Consider the following 17,642-nt stretch of genomic DNA (forward strand, 5'->3'; position numbering starts at 1 on the left):
CCCGGATGACATGAGGAGGAAAGAAGACGTGAGACGACTACGAAGATGGAATGTCCTGGCGCTGCTGGCCGCGTTTGCACTGGTGCTGGCGGCCTGCGCGCAGGATTCGACCGACACCACGGTGGCGGATACGGCACCAGATACAACGGTGGCGGATACGGCACCAGACACAACCGTGGCGGATACGACACCCACCGAAACGACGGTGGCCGACATGATGATCACCACCGGTCCGGGTGTAACTGAGGAGCCGTGCCCGGGTGGTAACCCCGATCGCGGATGCATCTACCTCGGTGTCCTGACCGACGAATCCGGTCCGTTCGCCGGCGCCTCGGCCGGTCTGTACGGCGGCCAGAGCCTGTTCTGGGCGACGGTCAATGCCGGAGACGGCATCAGCGGCGCCTACGACGTGGCCATCCCCGAGAACCTCAAGAAAGACACCGCCTACCAGCCTGAGAAGCTCGTCGCCGACTACAACACGATCGCCGAAGATGTGGCCGCCATCGCGCAGTCGCTCGGCACCCCGCAGACATTGGCGGCGCTCCCCGACTACACCAGGGACAGCACGATTGCCGCTCCAATGTCGTGGTGGTCCGGCTGGGCCTTCGAAGACCTCGTCATCGAGTTCGGCACCGGCTACTGCTTCGAGGCCATGAACGCGATCGACTGGGCGGTGCAGGCTGTGCCTGCGGCCGGCCGGACGTTCGCCACCATCGGCATTCTCGAGTTCCCGAGCGACTACGGCTTCGACTACGCGGCCGGTGTGAAGACCGCGGCCGAAGCCAACGGTCTCACCGTGGCATGGGAAGAGACGGTCATTCCGGTCTCGGCCGGCGGTGACCCTGCTCAGACTGAGGCGGTCGCCAAGATCGTCGCCGATCCGGCCGATGTCATCATTCTGGTGACGGGTCCGTCGGAGACGGCCGCCATCGTTGGTGGCGCCGCTCAGCAACTGGGCGCCAGCGTCCCGCTGTTCATCGGTGCGGCTCCTTCATGGAACTCGGCGCTGCTGGCCTCGGCCGCTGCTCCCGCCTTTGAGCTGGGTATCTACTACCAGTCCTCATTCGTGGGTGGTTGGGACTACGACTCCGCCGGTCACGAGAAGATGCGGCAAGCGGTGACGGCAGCCGGATTCCCGGCCAACGACTTCTTCATCTCCGGATGGGTGTCGCAGTACGGCCTGAAGGCGGCGCTCGAGGGAGCCTATGCCTCAGGTGATCTGTCACATGAGGGGATCATGAATGCTGCCTTTGCGCTGACCGATGTCGACTATGAGGGCATGATGCCGTCGCGATCGTTCGCCGGTGACCCCAACGACGTATTCCCCAGGGAAGGCGTCATTGGTGGGTACTCGGCCGATGCGACGACCGGTATCGCAACGGTTCAGGACTTCTTCGTCGGTCCGACCGCGGAGAGCTACGAGTTCACTGAAGCCTGCGCCGGGTAGCAAGAAGCGTTACGAGCAATCTGTTTGGGGGGCCGCTGATGCGGCCCCCCAAACGCGTGGTGGGGCAAAAGAGCAATTGGCAATTGGCCCAGCTCCGTGGGCGCGGTCAGGCGGGGGTCGTCTTCGTTGCCTCGACTCGGAGCTTGCGGATCAGTGAACTGAGCATTCTCTGAGCCCGTTGAGTTTCAGCTAGAAGTGGTCCGAGGTGGCCTTCCTCTAGAAACCCGAGGCGATGTGCGATGACTAACTGGCACTCGACCTCAGCGCTAGAACCTCGGGCGTATCCAAGAAAACGGGCAAGATCACGTTGCGAGTCGCGGCCGGAACCTTCCGCGATATTCGATGGAATCGACACGGCTGCACGCCGGATCTGGCTCGTCAGGCCAAATCTCTCGGAACCGGGGAACCTGCTCGATGCTTCGTAGATATTTGTCACGAGTCGGATCGAGAGATGCCATACATCTAGGCGACGGAAGTCTTTCACTCATGTGTTGTACATCAGCCGAGGGACAAGAACGGAGACACTGAGCCGGGGGCCAATTGCCAACTGCCAATTGCCAGCGGCCATCGGCCGCTCTACCGTTCGCCCGCGACCCGCCACAGCACTGGGAGCAGCATGCCGGCCGCCATGATCTTCAGAAGATCGCCGACCACGAACGGCGCGAACCCGGCGGTCAATCCACCGGCGAGGTCCGTGCCGAGCACGTGCATCAGCCACGGGACACCGCAGAGGTAGATCACGGCGTTGCCGGCCAGCAGGGCGGGGACGGCCGTCACAACTCTGCGGTCTTGTCGCTGCTCTGCGAGGTAGCCGACGATTGCCGCTGAGATGACGAAGCCGGCCAGGTATCCGGCGGTGGCGCCGGAGGCGTAGGTCCATCCGCCCTCGCCGCCCTGAAAAACCGGAAACCCGGCGAGACCGATTGCCACATACAGGGCTTGCGCGGCCGCACCAGCCCGGAATCCGAGGGCCGCCCCACTCAACAAAACCGCGAAGGTCTGGCCCGTCAGTGGCACCGGGGTGATGCCGAGCGGAATCCGGATTTGGGCGGCGAGCGCGGTCAGTGCGGCAAAGGTGACGACCAGAACCGCGGTCGAGACCCGGGTGCGTGGCAGGATGCGGGTTGACAGTACGGGGGCGTTGGCTTGCAAGAATGTCTCCTCTCGACCGATCTGAGGGTATCGACTTGAACGGCAGAATGTTGGTTACTTCGCTGGCGTTGATCATCGTGACAACCGCCTGCACATCCGGGTCCGAGTCGACCGTCACGACTGCTAGTGGGTTCCCGACGGGTTCAGTGGGAAGCACCGTGACGTCCGCGGCCCCGGCCGGCACCGGTATCGAAGACGGCATGATCGGCGTGGGCGTGATGGTGCCGCGCACGGGACCGGTGGCGGCGTTCGGGGAAGCCGCACTGGATGGACAGAATGCCTACTGGGCCTACGTCAACGACGTGCTCGGCGGTGTCGGTGGGCAGTTCCCCGTCGTCGTGCGGGTGTTCGACACTGCGTACGATCCGGACACAGCCGAGGACGGGTTCCGTGAACTGAGCGGAAGCGTCGTCGGAATCAGCGGCTCGCTCGGAACCTTGATCGACGAGCGGCTCGGCCCCCTCGCTCTGAACGAGGGAATGTTGACGATGGCAGGCAGTCTCTCCTCGGAGTGGCTCGGCCATGGGGCAGTTGTGCCGAATCTCCTCCTTCCGACCGACCGAGATCAGGTGGCGGCCGGGCTCGTCTGGGCGACTGAGTCTGAGATCACCGGCCAGACCGCCATCCTCTACCAGGAGGGGAGTTACGGCGAAGACTGCGTCGGCGGCTACGACGGGGCCGTATCGGATCTCGGCCTCTCCAATGTCGGCAGAGTCGCTCACGCTCTGACGGCCACCGATTTCGGCGAAGTGGTTGGTCAACTGTCGTCGTCGGGAGCGGCAATCGTGGTGGCATGCACGACACCGGACGCGCTGGTTCGCATTCTGGCTACCGCCGGTTCCCTGGACTTCCAACCGACCTGGCTCGTGTCTCCGCAATCGTTCGACTCGAGTGTGCCCTCAGCCCTGGGAGGGGATGCCGGGCTGGACGCCGGTCTGGCCGCACTCGAGCGAACCTGGGTGCTGGGGGCCCGACCACCGGCCGATTCGCCGGCCGGCCAACTGCTCGATGATGTGTTCGGCGACACCGCGGCGGCGAGCTGGTACACCCTGCTCGGGTACAGCCAGGCGGCAACTTTCCATCTCATTCTCGAGGAGGCGCTCGAAGCCTCTGATCTCACGCGTCCCGGCCTCCGCGCCGCCACAGGCCGACTGGACGGGATCGATCTCGGCCTCGACGGTCCTTTGTCCTCGCTCGTCGGGCCGGTCCCTGTTTCGGCTGCGGCAGTTGGGGCGATCACGGCCGATTCGTACGGCCTGCCGTTCGGGGTCCCGGCGAGCGAAGAGTACGTGGCCTCACCCTTCCTCGATCCCTAAAACCCCGTTCTCGCGCGTGATTCGCTCCCTATACGGTGGGAATCCCGCGCGAAAACGGGGTTTGTGGATCCCTCAAGGAGGTCGTTGAGGGGGCCGATGGGTTCGTATGCGCCGGCTCGTCATCGTCCTTGTCGCCCTCTTCGCTTCCGTGGTGACCTCGATCCCTGCCCCCGCCGCCGCGGAGAACACGGCTCTCCTACAGGAACGGGCGGCGGTCGATTCGTTCACTCAGAGCCTCGGTGTCCACGTCGGGCGCCTCGAGGTTCCGGCGATCGGCCTCGACGAAGTGATCAGAGAAGGCGTCGACCTATCAGTCATCGACAAGGGCGTCGCTCATTGGTCCGGGACGGCCGGCCCCGGCGCGCCGGGCAACATGGTGCTCGCCGGTCATCGGACCACCCACAGCGCCCCCTTCTACGACCTCGACGAATTGGTGGAGGGCGACATCGTCTATGTGACCGGGATGGACGGCCGGGTTGCCACATATGAGATCGTCGAGTCGATGATCGTCACTCCAACCGATACCTGGATCGTTGACCAAACAGACACTCCAATGGTGACTTTGTTCGCCTGTCATCCGAAAGGCTCGGCCACCCACCGGATCGTGATCAGGGCCGAGCTGCGGGAACAACCGGTGGTGCAGTTCCCGTAGCGATGAGGTTCGGAAGGCGTCAAGGGGCCGGCCGGGCCTGCCGAAGTACTGATATGGCGTCGAGATACATCGCTTGCTTTGTTGTGCTCTTGTTGATGGCGACTGCATGCGGTGCCGGAACCTCACCGTCGTCCAGGCAGACAGAGCAGATCTCATTGACCACCCCTACCGGGGGGCCGAGCCGGGCACCGGCACCGGTGGAGGTCAACGGATTGTCACTGGTGGCCAGCGCCGATGCATCGGGTTTCACTCTGCTGACCGAGGGTGGAGAGATTCCGTTTCTCACCGGAGTCAATGTTGGGTCGTCCATTCCCGGTCGCCTCCCGGCAGAGCTGAAGGTTGACGCAGAGACCTGGCGTCGATGGCTGCCGATGATCGCCGGAACCGGGGTGCATGCAATTCGCATCTACACGATGCAGCCACCGTGCTTCTATCGAGAGCTGCTTGCCTTCAATCTGGCCAACCCCGACCACCCGCTGTACCTCGTCCACGGCGTGTGGGTTCCCCAGGAGTTGATGGCCGAGACCCACGACCTATTCGATCCCGCGGTTCTCGAACTCACCCGTGCCGACATCGAAAACGCGGTAGCCGCCCTTCACGGGGATGTCGTGCTGCCCGGGCGTGGAGGCTACGCGTCCGGCCGGTACACGGCCGACGTTTCGCCCTGGGTGGTTTCGTGGGCGTTCGGGGTCGAGATGAACCCGGTGATCGTGCAGGATTCGGATGTTCGCAACGCCGGTCGGACATACCGCGGCCGCTTTGTGAGCGCCACCGGAGATGCGTCGCCAACCGAGGCATGGTTGGCCGAGATGATGGATCGCATCGCCCGGATCGAAGCCTCCTACGGTCGCACTATGCCGCTCACTTTCTCGAACTGGCCGACAACCGACCCCCTCATACATCCGACGGAACCATTGGAGACCGAGGACATGGTGGGCATCGACGCCAACCATCTCGTTGCCTCACCTGAGTGGCCGGGCGGTCTCTACGCCAGCTACCACGCCTATCCCTACTACCCCGATTTCATGCGCTACGAACCCGGCATCGCCGACTTCGAATACAACGGTCGGATCGACGCCTACGCCGGCTACCTGACCAAGCTCCGCGACCACCACGCCCGGGCCGGCCTGCCGGTGATGGTGCTGGAGTTCGGTGTGCCGTCGTCGCTCGGGCCCGCCCACAGCGGATCGCTCGGACGAGATCAGGGCGGACACGACGAGGCGGAAGCGATGGCCATCAACGCCGGACTATTGCGCACCCAGCACGACCTCGGGTTGTCCGGCGGGTTCGTGTTCGCCTGGCAGGACGAATGGTTCAAACGTACTTGGAACACCATGGACACCGAGTTGCCGGCCGGTAGACGGCAGCTCTGGCAGAACCCCTTGACCAACGAAGCCCACTTCGGCCTCATCGCCATGGACCCCGGTGGGCAGGGGGCTCCCATTGTGGTAGATGGCTTCGATGACGACTGGAGGGTCGAGAACTCCCAGGTCATCATGGAATCCGGCGATGTTATGCACGAGGTCCGGGTCACCCACGATGAGGGATATCTCTACTTGCGTCTCCTGCTGAGCGAGGAAGAGGCCTGGAACGAGGTGCCCGTCGTCGTCGGTTTCGACGTTGTGCCGGGTGGCAATGGTGGATTGCCTGGGTCGCCGGGTCGGGGGGCTTCATCTGACACCGCGGTCGTGGTAGGTCCCGGCCTGGAGGCGAATGCGTTCGTTCGGGCCTCAAACGATTACAACGACCTCGTCCTGGGTTGCCGGCTCGGGTTCTACGACATCGCGGACGCCGACCTGGTCGAGGGAAGCGGGGCCTGGAACCCCCAGCGGTTGAACCTCAACCGCCCGCTGGCCATCCCTGTACTCGAGATCGATCAGCCAATCGAGTGGTTCGACCTGAATCCCCTGCCCACAGGCTCATCCGATCCCGGCAGTCGGGACTACGTCTCCCGTACCGTGTGGGCCGCGCGAGGAAAGGTGATCGAGATGAGACTGCCGTGGGGGATCGTCGGTCTGTCCGATCCATCATCTCGTGCGGCGCTGGTCGTTTCTGCCGACGGAAGGTTGTCGACGGCTGAGCTAGAACGCCTGGGCATAACGATCGTGGTGGGATCGAATACCTTCGAAACCGACGGTTACAGCTGGGAATCGTGGAATGCGGTCACCTGGAGCGAACGCCCAAAGGTGGGACTCCGGGCCTTCGTCGACGCAGTCTACGAAGTCAACGGTGATTGACTCGTCGACCCCTGAATAGCTCGGGGAGAACTCCACCGCTTGTGCGAGGCCAACGCCAAGTGCCAATGGCGCGTGCTCTATTGCCCATGGCCGGATGTACCATTCCTCCCATGGAACTCGACTTCGAGAGCTCTCCGCAGCCGATAGACGCTGAACTCCTACCGGCCCGCCGGCGTCCGCGCTGGCCATGGGTCGTCGTCGGCGTGTTCTTGCTGACGATCGGGCTCACGGTGGCGGCGTGGAACGTCACGCTCCCGTACTTCGCCATGTCGCCGGGCCCCCTCTACGACGTTGGCGACTTCGTCATCTACGACGGGGTAGACACGCAGCAGTCGAAGGGCGACCTCTACATGCTCACCGTTGTCTTGCAGGAGGTGAACGTATTTGAGTATGCCCTCGGGTCGATCGATCCTGCGATCGATCTCGTGGCGCGCCAGGCTATTCGACCGGATGAGGTGACCCGGGAAGAGCAGCGGGAAATCAATTTGCGCTCAATGGACGAGTCGAAGACAACCGCCATCCTCGTCGCCCTCGACGAACTCGGATACGAAGTAACGCTATCCGGGGAAGGCGTGATGGTGGCCTCGGTGCTCGAGGACGTCCCCGCCGCGGCGGTTCTGCGTGAGGGCGACGTGATCATTGCCGTTGAGGGAGTTCCGGTGATGCTTGCCCCCGACGGTGTCGCCGAAATAACCAGCTACGACATCGGGGACACGATCACGTTCACGATCCGCCGTGCAGACGAAACTCTCGACGTCGATGTGTTGCTCATCGAGCACACCGAGTTTGCGGATCGGCCCATGGTCGGATTCCTCGCCGAAACGTACAACCCTTCGTTCGAGTTTCCAATCGAGATCGATATCGATTCCCAAAATATCGGCGGACCGTCGGCAGGTCTCATGTACACCCTGGCCGTCATCGATACGCTCACCGATGGCGACCTGACGCACGGATGGAGGATCGCCGGCACCGGCACCATTCGTTCGGATGGGACCGTCGGGGCCATCGGTGGCATCAAGCAGAAGGTGGTAGCTGCTCAGGAAGCCGGAGCGCAGTACGTGCTCGTGCCCGCCGCCAACTACGATGCCGCCGCCTCGGTCGTCGATGACGACGTTGAGCTGGTTGCCGTCGAGAGTGTTGATGAAGCCCTGGCGTTTCTGGATGGATTACCGCCTGCGTGAGGGTTCAAACCCCGGATTCTCAGGAGTGAACAGGTATCGTTCGGGCAATGGCCGACCTCGTTTCCCCCGATCAAATTCGCAGTAGGTCTTTCCGGACGACCTTTCGCGGGTACGACCAGTCGGAGGTCGCCGAGTTTCTCGATAGGGTCGCCCGCATGGTTGAGGCCCTGGAGACCGAACACACGCGTCTCAGAATGAGGGCCGATCAGCAGGCTGACCCGGACCTGCGAACTGAGTTTCAGCGAGTGACCGCCGAGGTCGGCGAGGTTCTGGAAGCGGCCCGATCGGCAGCCGAGGGCATGCGCGTACGGGCCGCCGCCGAGGTTGCAGAGTGGCGCCGTTCCGCGGAGGATGCTGCCCTGCAACATCGCGATGAGGCCCAGTCGGATGCAGAGGCATTGCGCGGTGACGCCTGGTCGACCTCCAAAGAGATGCTGGAAGCGAGCCAGGCGGAAGCCAGACAAATCATGGAGACGGCAGAGAGAGAGGCGCTGGCGATTGTCGGCCACGCCGAGCGGGAGTCGCATCGAAGCCAGGCGGGTGCCCGGCGTGCGGCAGAGGAGTCGGTGCGGACCGCCAAGATGGAGTCGGAAAGGTTGCTCTCGACGGCTCGAGTCCAGCACGATGAGATCATCGACACTGCCCGGAAGCAGGCCGAGGCCGCGCAGGAACGGGCGCGAGCACTGGAGGTGCGCCGCGATGAGTTGCTGGCGGAACTCGAGACCGTTCGCTCGAAGATCCATGCCATGGAAACCGAGATCGGAGAGCAGCGAGCCCCGATCCCGGCTGATCCCGCCCAGCCTGCGTCCGTCCGCCTGATTCCGGCCGTCACTTCCGAGGCCGCCGCTCAGCCGCGCCCGGCCGATTGGGCGCCGGCCGACAGTGTGCGGATCATCCCCGCCAGAAAAATCGAGTCCGAGGAACCAGTCGACGCGGCATCGCTCGCCGATGAGGTTCGGCGTCTCAGGGACGATGCTGCTCTGGCCGAGCTGAACGGTCGACCGGCTGTCGGTCAAGACCCGGAACTCGAGCCGGAGGTCGATGAGCCGGATGATGATGATGCCGTCGCTGACGAGGTGCCGGAATCTGAGGAACCGGACGGTGGCCTGGAGTTGGCTGTCGAGGCGACGGAACCCCGGCAAGACCTCGAGATCATCGACGCACTCGACGACGAGCCGGTTGTCGAAGAAGCGTGGGCGCTCGATTCACTGTTCGCAACGCTCCGCGAACCACCAAAGGTGAAACCTGCGGCGGCCCCCGAATACCCCGAAGAATCGGGCGTGCAGGTACCACCACCGGCAGCGCTAACTTCCGCAGATGAAGCTCCTGCCGCGACGGTTGGCAGCGACGCCATCGCTGAACGTGACCAGTTGCTCCTTCCTATCACCAACCGGATCTTGCGAGGGGTGAAGCGGCAACTGACGGAGGCTCAGAACCTCACGCTGGAGGATGTGAGAGTCAAAGAGCATTGGGATCCTGAGTCCGTCGACCTTGCCGACCGGGTCAGGGGCGACCTCCTGATTCTCGTGCAGGAGAGCTACGCGGCCGGCCAATCAGCGGCCGGGTCATCTCTGGGAGTTGAGACCGGAAGACCGAGACCGCGCAAAGGCGACATCCCCGACCACTCCGAGGACTTCTCGTCGGCGTTGCTCGCCGCTCTGTCACATGTGGCCGAATCGGCCGGCGAACAGGGACCGAGAGCGCTTTCTGCATCGCTGTCGAGGGTCTACCGCGCCTGGCGAACCGACGAGGCCGAGCGCCGGATCCGGGAGTTCGCGGCGAGGGCGTTCCATCGCGGAATGCTGGCCGGCGCCTCGAGTGGGGGAGGGACGAGAGTCCGGTGGGTGCTTGCCGGAAGAGGATGCCCGACCTGCAAAGCGGCCGCCAAAGTCGGCTCAGTTGCTATCGATTCTGACTTCCCTGGCATCGAGGGCGTGCCGCCGGTGCATCCCGGCTGCAACTGCACAGTCGTTCCCGCCTAGCCGCCGCTCCTTTCGCGTTTTTCTCCCACGGAGTGGGGGAGATGCTGAGTCTTCGAGGCAGAGGGGGCAGCTGCATTTCGCCGTCGAGGTTCTAGGTTCTAGGTTGTAGGTACTGGGTCTCCGTAGCCTTCTCGTTGTCGACCAACTGTTAGGACGGCAGAACCCAGAACTCACAACTTAGAACCTTAGAGCTCGCAACCGTCGACGACCGCTCCCTTGAATCTCCAACGAGTCATAGAATGGCTGTCATATGCTGAATCGTGAACCACCCACCGAGTACGTCCCGGGGCCGCGCAGGCGCGGCCTCGGTGTCGTTGTCGTCATCGCCGCCGTAGTTCTTCTGGCCCTTCGTACGCTGGCCGGATTCTGGACGGACTACCTGTGGTTCAGTTCGATTGACCTGGTATCGGTCTGGTCGACGCGCTTCTGGACGACGGCCGCCATCGTGGCCGTTGCGTCGGTAATCGCATTCAGTTTCTTGATCAGCAACCTCGTGTTGGCCGACCGTCTCTCGCCGAGGTTCCGACTGGTGGACCTGGGCGACGATGAAGAGGTGGTCGAGAGATTCAGCGAATGGGTTGAGCCGCGTATCCGCCGGGTACGTCTTCTGCTGGCCGCCGCCTTCGGGGTCATGCTTGGAATCGGAACGGCATCGTTGCTCGATCCGGTCCTGGCCTTTCTGAACGCCAGCAACTTCGGCATTGTCGACCCGCAGTTCGGCATCGACGTCGGGTTCTTCGTGTTCCGGTTGCCGCTGTGGCGTGAGTTGGTGAGCTGGACGTTCCAGCTCGTGATCGCCACTTCGATACTGGTGGCCGCCTTGCACTACCTCAACGGTGGGATCAGGGTGCGCCAGGGGCGCGCCCCCGAGATAGGCCCCGGCGTCCGGGCGCATCTTTCGGTGCTCTTCGCGGTGCTTGCCATCATCAAGGCAGGCGCCTATCGACTCGATGCCTACGAGCTTCTCAGTTCAACCAGGGGTCTCGTCTTCGGTGCCGGCCACACAGACGTGACGGCACGGATCCCCGCCCTCAATCTCCTCGTTCTGATTTCTCTGGCGGCTGCCGCCCTCCTCCTCTACAACCTCAGGCGGAGAGGATGGCTGCTGCCGGCGGTGGCGGTGGGCAGCTGGCTGGCGGTGTCGCTGATCGTCGGCAACATCATTCCTGCTGCCGTCCAGCGTTTTCAGGTTGATCCAAACGAGATCGAGCGCGAGCTGCCCTATGTGGGTCGAATGATCGAGTTCACCCGAGACGCCTTCGGGCTGGCTGATGTTGACGTGCGCTCGTTTGCCGCCACCCAGGACCTCGACGCAACGGCGATCGAGGCGAACCGGCCAACGATCGACAACCTGCGCTTGTGGGATCCGGCTGTGCTGGAGTCCACCTACCGGCAGTTGCAGGAACTACGCACGTTCTACAAGTTCGAGGACGTGGACATCGACCGGTATCTCGTTGACGGCGAACTCACCCAGGTGATGCTGTCGGCTCGCGAACTCGATCTCGAAGGGCTCGAGGTGACCGGGTGGGTCAATGAACATCTCGTCTTCACACACGGCTTCGGGGCTGTCTTGAGTCCTGCCAACGCCGTGACTATCGAGGGGCAGCCGGACTTCTACGTGAAGGACATCCCGCCGGAGACCGAGGTGGCCGGCCTGGAGATCGATTCGCCGCGGATCTATTTTGGAGAGGGACTGAACAGCGGCAGTTTCGTGATCGTCGGCACCAACGAAAAGGAAGTCGACTTCCCGCTCGGTGCCGGCGAGAACGCGGTGGAGTTCAACACCTACGATGGCGCCGGTGGGGTCCGCATAGGCAACATCTTCCGGCGGGCCGCCTTCGCCCTTCGGTTCGGGGATTTCAATACCCTCATCGCCCAGCAGCCGACCAGCGAGAGCAAGGTCTTGATGGTGCGCAACATCACCGATCGGGTCACCACGGCTGCGCCGTTCCTGTACCCCGACGGCGATCCCTATCTCGTGGCTCTTGACGGCGATCTCATCTGGATGATCGACATGTACACGGTCACCGATCAGTTCCCCTACTCAGAGCCGACCAACACGGCTCGCCTCAGTGCCGAGGCGCGATTGCCGGTCGGCCTCAACTACGTGCGGAACTCCGTGAAGGTAGCGATCGACGCATACGACGGAACGATGACGTTCTACGTGGTCGACCCAACCGATCCGATCATCCAGACTTACCGTAAGATCTACCCCGACTTATTCACGGATTTTGAAGAGATGCCTGAGTCGCTCGTAGCGCACCTTCGGTATCCGGAGGATCTGTTCCGGATACAGAGCGACGTCTACGCCCTGTATCACGTGACCGATTCCAGGGTGTTTATCAACAACGGCGACCCGTGGGCGATCGCCAGGGATCCATCAACCACGGCGTCGGAAGTGATCCGATTCGAGGGCGCCTACCGCGACGCAGACGGCAACGTGTTCCGACCGATGTTGCCGTACTACCTGCTGATGCGACTCCCCGATGAGGCCGACCTGTCGTTCATCCTGATGCAGCCGTTCACACCGTCGAACCGGCCCAATATGTCGTCGTTCCTCGTCGCCAAGTCGGGGCCGGACAACTACGGCCAGCTGATCGACTACGAACTCCCGCGCGACCGGTTGGTGGACGGCCCCGGCCAGGTCGGCGTCCGGATCAATCAGGATCCAAGCATCTCGCCGGAGTTCACGCTGCTCGGCCAGGAAGGCTCGGTCGTCATCCAGGGCAACATGCTGGTGGTGCCGGTGGACGAGTCCGTGTTGTATGTGCAGCCGATCTACCTCCAGGGTGAGGACCGCGGTTCGGCGCTGCCCGAGTTCAAGAAAGTGGTCGTCGTATTCGACGATCGGATTGTGATGCGAGACACCCTCGACGAAGCAATGGCGGCCGTTTTCGAAGGCTATGTTGTACCGGGTGACGGAGTCGTCCCGGGTGTCGAGCCGGGTGACGGTGAACCGGTGTCCGGAGATGTGGCCAACCTTCTACGGCAGGCGGATGCGGCGTTCACTGCAGCACAGACTGCGCTGGACCGGGGCGACCTTGGCGCCTATCAGGCCAAGATCATCGAAGCGCAGGAGTTCATCGCCCAGGCAATCGAACTGATCGGCACCGGCGGCTGACACTTCCCCATTCTTGCGTTGTTGAGTGCCCGTGTTCTGGCATAGAGCAACGCCGGAATGGGCCGATGTGCCTTTGCAGTCCATCCAGGGCTGACGTACACTTGAAGGACAACACGACGCGGGGTGGAGCAGTCTGGTAGCTCGTCGGGCTCATAACCCGAAGGTCGCAGGTTCAAATCCTGCCCCCGCTACGAACGAAAACCCTTGCACTGCAAGGGTTTTCGGCTTTTCTGGGATCCCTGGGATCGGCCGTTGTGAGCCTCCATACCGCGTCCATACCGCGAGAGCCGAAAGCTGGTGGGCAATCTTCGGCCGTCGATGGGTCTCTGAGTCCTCCTGACAAGGTCGCCCAAGGCGTTCGACTTTGGTCAACCCAGAGTTGACAGACTGCGGAGGTCAACTCTGGGTTGACGGCATGATGGAGTCTTTGCCTACGCCAGATGACCTGATCCGTCTGGTCGAGAAGACAACCCCGGAGGCTGATTTGCTACAGCAGCTCACCGAGGCGGTTGTCCTGTCGGGTCGAATCACCGAGTTGGGTGACGGCCTGGTCGGCCATTTTGTGGCGCGTGCCCGTTCGTCGGGTGCGACCTGGGAGGAGATCGGGGAATGCATGGGGGTGAGCAAACAGGCCGCACAGAAACGGTTCACCCCGAAAGGACGTCAACGTCGTGGAGGCTTCTTTCTTACCCGGTTGGCCGAGGAGGCGCGGCATGTGGTGCGCAGTGCCGTGACCCATGCCCGAGAGGCGGGGAGTACTCATGTGGGTACCGAGCACCTGGTGCTTGGGCTCGTTGACGATCCGGAGAGTGTTGCTTGTCGGGCGATCACGGCTCTCGGTTCCGTGGACGCGATCAGGTCTGCGGCCCAGCGGGAGACGGATTCGGACGAGGGCGCTGCCGGCGCTGGTCGTCATATTCCGTTCTCGGCTGACTCCAAGAAGGTGCTGGAGCTGGCATTGCGGGAGACGATCCGTAGCGGTGATCGTCGTATCGGAACCGGGCACATCCTCCTCGGGATCCTCCGCGACGAGAAGTCACCGGGCGCTCGGGTTCTCCTCGAATCGGGGATCAGCCGGAAGGCGGTCGAGGCATGGATCGAGGAGGAGTGATGCGGGTGTCTCACCGCAATGTGGAGACGCCCCTCCTAATCGGCCGGAGTCTGTGCGACGCCCGCCGGGAAGCGGCACGAGCCCGCCTTCGGGTGGTGGTTTCGTCGGGTTCGCCTGGTTGGCCGGCCGAGTTTCCCGACGCGTTGCGGATCGTTGGCCAAGAGCCGCCACCCCATGCCCGGATCCAAAGGCGCTGCACCGTCTCGGTTGTCGTGGACGGCGGAGCCGGCGACCGAGCACCTCTGCCGGCACCCGGGCCGGATCCGCTGTTGTCGGTGGCAGCCGACCTGGTGGAGCATCATCATGGCCTGCGTATGGCGGAGCGGGGAGGTGTCTGACGTGTCCGTGCCTGCCGTTCAAGCAATTGGACTGAGCAAGACCTTCCTCGCAAGCGACGGTGAAGTGCCCGCGGTGCGAGGTATCGACCTGGCGATCCCGGACGGAGAGTTCTTCGGTCTCTTGGGTCCCAACGGTGCGGGCAAGTCGACCACCATCGGCATGCTCACCACCCTGATCGTCCCCACCTCGGGGTCGGCGTCGGTTCTCGGGATTGACGTGGTCCACCACCCGGTCGAGGTCAAACGTCGAATCGGGATGGTGTCCCAGAACAACACCCTGGATCAGGATCTGACCGTCGCCGAGAACCTCGAGTTCCGGAGCCGGTACTTCGGCATGAGCTCCAGGGGAGCGCGTGACCGTGCTCGGGAGTTGCTCGACCTGTTCGGTGTCGCCGACAAGCAGCGAGCGATGCCGAGGGAGCTGTCCGGTGGCCAGGCGAGACGTCTAATGATCTGCCGGGCACTGGCCCACCGGCCACAGGTGTTGTTCCTCGACGAGCCCACCGTCGGCCTCGACGCCCAGACCCGCGTCAACTTGTGGGACTCGTTGCGCCAGTTGCAGGCGGACGGCCAAACCATCCTGCTCACCACCCACTACATGGAGGAGGCTGAGCAGCTGTGCGACCGAGTAGCCATCATCGACGATGGCGTAGTTTTGGCCTGCGACACCGTCGAAGCCCTGAAGAGAAGCTCGGGAGCGGACACCGTGATCACCGTGGCCTTCGACGGCACGCCCCCGGACAGTGTCGCCGATCTCGCCGGCCGCCCCACGGTACGACAGATGGATGTCACCGACGGTCGACTGCGGGTCATCACACAGTCCGATGTCAGGCTGCTCGGCGAGCTCATCGCGTTGGGCACCTCCGCAGGTGTCCCCGTGGTCGAGGCCACCCGAATGCCTCCCAGCTTGGAGACCGTCTACCTGACCCTTACAGGACGGGAGTATCGAGAATGACCACGGCTGCCGATCGCTCCAGGTCCCACGACCCCAGAGCGATGAGCGCCTTCCTCGCCATGCTCGCGCGGGATATGCGTGTGATGCGTCGCACCTTCGCCACCTCCTTCATGAGAGTCATTCTCCAGCCACTCCTCTTCGTGTTCGTCTTCGCCTACGTGATCCCGACGATCAGCGGAGGCCGCTTCGCCGAGGAGACCGGCACCAGCTACTCGACCATCCTCGTCCCCGGGCTCGTGGGCATGGCAATCGTGATGCAAGGCCTGTTCGCGGTGATCTTCCCGCTGATGATGGAACTGTCCTTGCTCCGGTCGATCGAAGACCGGGTTCTCGCCCCCTGCCGGTTTCGGCTTTGGCGCTGGAGAAGATCGTCGTCGGCGCCATCCAGGCCCTCATCGGCGGGTTGTTGGTGTTCCCCGCCGTGTTGTTCATCCACGCCGCCGGTCAGGCACCCGTCATCGAGGTGGCCAGTTGGCCGCTTCTGATCCTCGTCATGGTCAGCGGCTCCATCCTCGCCTCCGCCGGCGCACTATTCCTGGGCACGGTCACCGACCCCGACAAGATCCAGGTCCTGTTCGCCCTCGTGCTCCTTCCGATGACGATGCTTGGAGGCGTCTACTACCCGTGGGCCGCCCTCAGCAACATCCCATGGCTCCAGGTACTCGTGCTGGCTAACCCGATGGTGTACGTCAGCGAAGGACTACGCGCCACCCTCACCGCCCAGCTACCACACATGCCCACCCCAGCCTTCCTCCTCGTGCTCCTCATCGGCGCAGTCGGACTGAGCTTTTTGGGCTCAACGCGATGGAGTGTGGGGCGTGGTGAGTTCCGGGAGCTGATTCGGTAATCCCACGACGCGGGCAAGGGCCCCGTCATTCTGCGGAATGTAGATCTGCAGAAGGAGAGACCCTTGTCCGTGATTCAAGGTAGCCGTGGTGCGACTGTGCTGGTGGGGATGCCCGGGTTCGTGGTGGGTGCCCAGCAGCTGGTGGACGGCGAGTTGTGGCTGTTCGTCGAGACCGTCACCGATGTGGTCGGCTGTGTCGGGTGTGGAACTCGGGCGACCGGTCATGGCCGGTCCCGGACGCTGGTGCGGGATCTTCCCATCTCGGGGACACCAACGGTGCTGGCATGGTCGAAACGGCGGTTCAGATGCCCCGATCCTGACTGTGAGGTGGCGACCTGGTCGGAGACGACATCGGAGATTCTCCCTCGGGCGGCGCTGACCGAACGGGCGCGGAGACGGATCGCCGAGATGGTCAACGTCGATGGTGACTCGATCGCGGCGGCGGCGGCAGCCTTCGGGGTGGGCTGGCACACCGCTCATCAGGCGACCGCCGTCTTCACCGACCCTGCCGTCGATGACCCTGACCGGTTGGAGGGGGTGTCGGCGATCGGGGTCGACGAGAAACGGTTCTTGAACGCCACCGGGGATCATCGGACCGTCTACACCACCCAGATCGTCGACTTGGACCGTCACCGGCTCCTCGACGTGATCGAAGGCCGTTCCCGTGACGTGTTGGGCAAGTGGCTCACAGAGCGGGGAGAGGACTGGTGTGACCGTATCCGGCTCGCCACCCTCGATCCGGCCGCCGGCTACCGCCGGGCGCTCGAGGACCGTCTCGACAACGCCACCGTGGTCGTCGATCACTTTCATGGTGCGCCACGAGGCGCACGCACACCGTGCAGGCCGGGATGCCTGCCCTCGGTCATCACAGTGGCCGGGAGAAGCTGGGGGCCGTCTTGGCGGCGGACATGCGCCGTCTGGGACGAAGCGCCCTGACAACGTACCGCACGGTCAGCACCATCAGATGGCCGTGGCGGGCTAGCGAGAGGAGAAGGTATAGGAAAACGCATCGGCTACGAGGTCCCGTAATGGGTCGACCGCTCCAACCTGGTGGATATGGGCGGTGTGGAGGTGACGGCTCTCTCCCGTGGATGGGGAGCCGCCCGGCCTTTCCCTGGGCCGGGACCGGCGGAACGCTGTGTGTGCCCGCTGGACATGCCTTCCGGGATAGAGCCGAGTGCCTAACTCTTCAAACGGTTGCGTGTGAACGTGGGAAGCGTCTCATCCCGCCCCCTTTGGGGCTAACCACATGGTCTGGTGATGGGGTGGGGACGTGGCGGAGGACCCGTAGTAGTCGCAGGAG

General features: G+C 63.5%; 15 protein-coding genes and 1 tRNA gene. 13 read left to right on the forward strand and 3 right to left on the reverse strand.

The annotated features are described in order from the left end of the window. Positions 1-28 precede the first annotated feature (28 nt). On the forward strand, positions 29-1,447 hold the full coding sequence (locus tag P1T08_03140; GenBank protein ID MDF1595087.1) for an ABC transporter substrate-binding protein: 1,419 nt from the start codon (positions 29-31) through the stop codon (positions 1,445-1,447). A 106-nt stretch (positions 1,448-1,553) separates the two neighbouring features. Here P1T08_03140 and P1T08_03145 read toward each other — a convergent pair whose 3' ends face one another. After that, positions 1,554-1,931 carry a four helix bundle protein gene (locus tag P1T08_03145; protein ID MDF1595088.1) on the reverse strand — a complete coding sequence of 126 codons (378 nt, stop codon included), beginning with the start codon at positions 1,929-1,931 and terminating at the stop codon, positions 1,554-1,556. 92 nt (positions 1,932-2,023) lie between these two features. Continuing rightward, positions 2,024-2,599 carry a biotin transporter BioY gene (locus tag P1T08_03150; GenBank protein ID MDF1595089.1) on the reverse strand — a complete coding sequence of 192 codons (576 nt, stop codon included), beginning with the start codon at positions 2,597-2,599 and terminating at the stop codon, positions 2,024-2,026. Positions 2,600-2,601: 2 nt separating this feature from the next. Here P1T08_03150 and P1T08_03155 point away from each other — a divergent pair, with 2 nt between their 5' ends. The 10 genes from P1T08_03155 to P1T08_03200 all read left to right on the forward strand — a co-directional run bounded on the left by P1T08_03155 (position 2,602) and on the right by P1T08_03200 (position 15,492). Next, positions 2,602-3,915 carry an ABC transporter substrate-binding protein gene (locus P1T08_03155; protein MDF1595090.1) on the forward strand — a complete coding sequence of 438 codons (1,314 nt, stop codon included), beginning with the start codon at positions 2,602-2,604 and terminating at the stop codon, positions 3,913-3,915. Positions 3,916-4,021: 106 nt separating this feature from the next. Next, positions 4,022-4,567, forward strand: coding sequence for a class E sortase (locus tag P1T08_03160; GenBank protein MDF1595091.1), 546 nt, complete (start codon positions 4,022-4,024; stop codon positions 4,565-4,567). Positions 4,568-4,620: 53 nt separating this feature from the next. Further along, entirely contained in the window at positions 4,621-6,804 is a 2,184-nt protein-coding gene (locus tag P1T08_03165) for a hypothetical protein (protein MDF1595092.1), read from the forward strand. Positions 6,805-6,914: 110 nt separating this feature from the next. Next, a complete protein-coding gene (locus P1T08_03170) occupies positions 6,915-7,985 on the forward strand; it encodes a PDZ domain-containing protein (GenBank protein ID MDF1595093.1) in 1,071 nt (356 codons plus the stop codon). A 47-nt stretch (positions 7,986-8,032) separates the two neighbouring features. Continuing rightward, positions 8,033-9,967 carry a DivIVA domain-containing protein gene (locus tag P1T08_03175; protein ID MDF1595094.1) on the forward strand — a complete coding sequence of 645 codons (1,935 nt, stop codon included), beginning with the start codon at positions 8,033-8,035 and terminating at the stop codon, positions 9,965-9,967. Positions 9,968-10,217: 250 nt separating this feature from the next. Next, positions 10,218-13,088 (forward strand): UPF0182 family protein, encoded by a 2,871-nt coding sequence (locus tag P1T08_03180; protein MDF1595095.1) that lies wholly within the window; start codon positions 10,218-10,220, stop codon positions 13,086-13,088. Between the two features lie 117 nt (positions 13,089-13,205). Continuing rightward, positions 13,206-13,279, forward strand: a tRNA-Met gene (locus tag P1T08_03185). A gap of 236 nt (positions 13,280-13,515) precedes the next feature. Continuing rightward, positions 13,516-14,199: a Clp protease N-terminal domain-containing protein gene (locus P1T08_03190; GenBank protein MDF1595096.1), complete on the forward strand. Its 684-nt coding sequence runs from the start codon at positions 13,516-13,518 to the stop codon at positions 14,197-14,199. Then, entirely contained in the window at positions 14,199-14,537 is a 339-nt protein-coding gene (locus P1T08_03195) for a hypothetical protein (GenBank protein MDF1595097.1), read from the forward strand. Before P1T08_03190 ends, P1T08_03195 begins: the two co-directional genes overlap by 1 nt. Then, complete coding sequence (locus P1T08_03200; protein MDF1595098.1) at positions 14,530-15,492, forward strand: ABC transporter ATP-binding protein; 963 nt, start codon at positions 14,530-14,532, stop codon at positions 15,490-15,492. Before P1T08_03195 ends, P1T08_03200 begins: the two co-directional genes overlap by 8 nt. Here P1T08_03200 and P1T08_03205 read toward each other — a convergent pair. Continuing rightward, positions 15,467-15,613 (reverse strand): hypothetical protein, encoded by a 147-nt coding sequence (locus P1T08_03205; GenBank protein MDF1595099.1) that lies wholly within the window; start codon positions 15,611-15,613, stop codon positions 15,467-15,469. The two genes, P1T08_03200 and P1T08_03205, sit on opposite strands and share 26 nt — an antisense overlap. A gap of 231 nt (positions 15,614-15,844) precedes the next feature. On the opposite strand from P1T08_03205, the gene P1T08_03210 reads away from it, so the two are divergent. Both P1T08_03210 and P1T08_03215 read left to right on the forward strand, forming a co-directional pair. Further along, the gene (locus tag P1T08_03210) at positions 15,845-16,339 is read left to right on the forward strand and encodes an ABC transporter permease (GenBank protein ID MDF1595100.1); all 495 of its coding nucleotides are present in this window, start codon (positions 15,845-15,847) and stop codon (positions 16,337-16,339) included. A 69-nt stretch (positions 16,340-16,408) separates the two neighbouring features. Then, entirely contained in the window at positions 16,409-17,275 is an 867-nt protein-coding gene (locus P1T08_03215) for a transposase (protein MDF1595101.1), read from the forward strand. Positions 17,276-17,642: the final 367 nt, after the last annotated feature.

It is taken from the genome of Acidimicrobiia bacterium, from assembly GCA_029210695.1.
GTDB lineage: Bacteria > Actinomycetota > Acidimicrobiia > Spongiisociales > JAHEDJ01 > JAHEDJ01.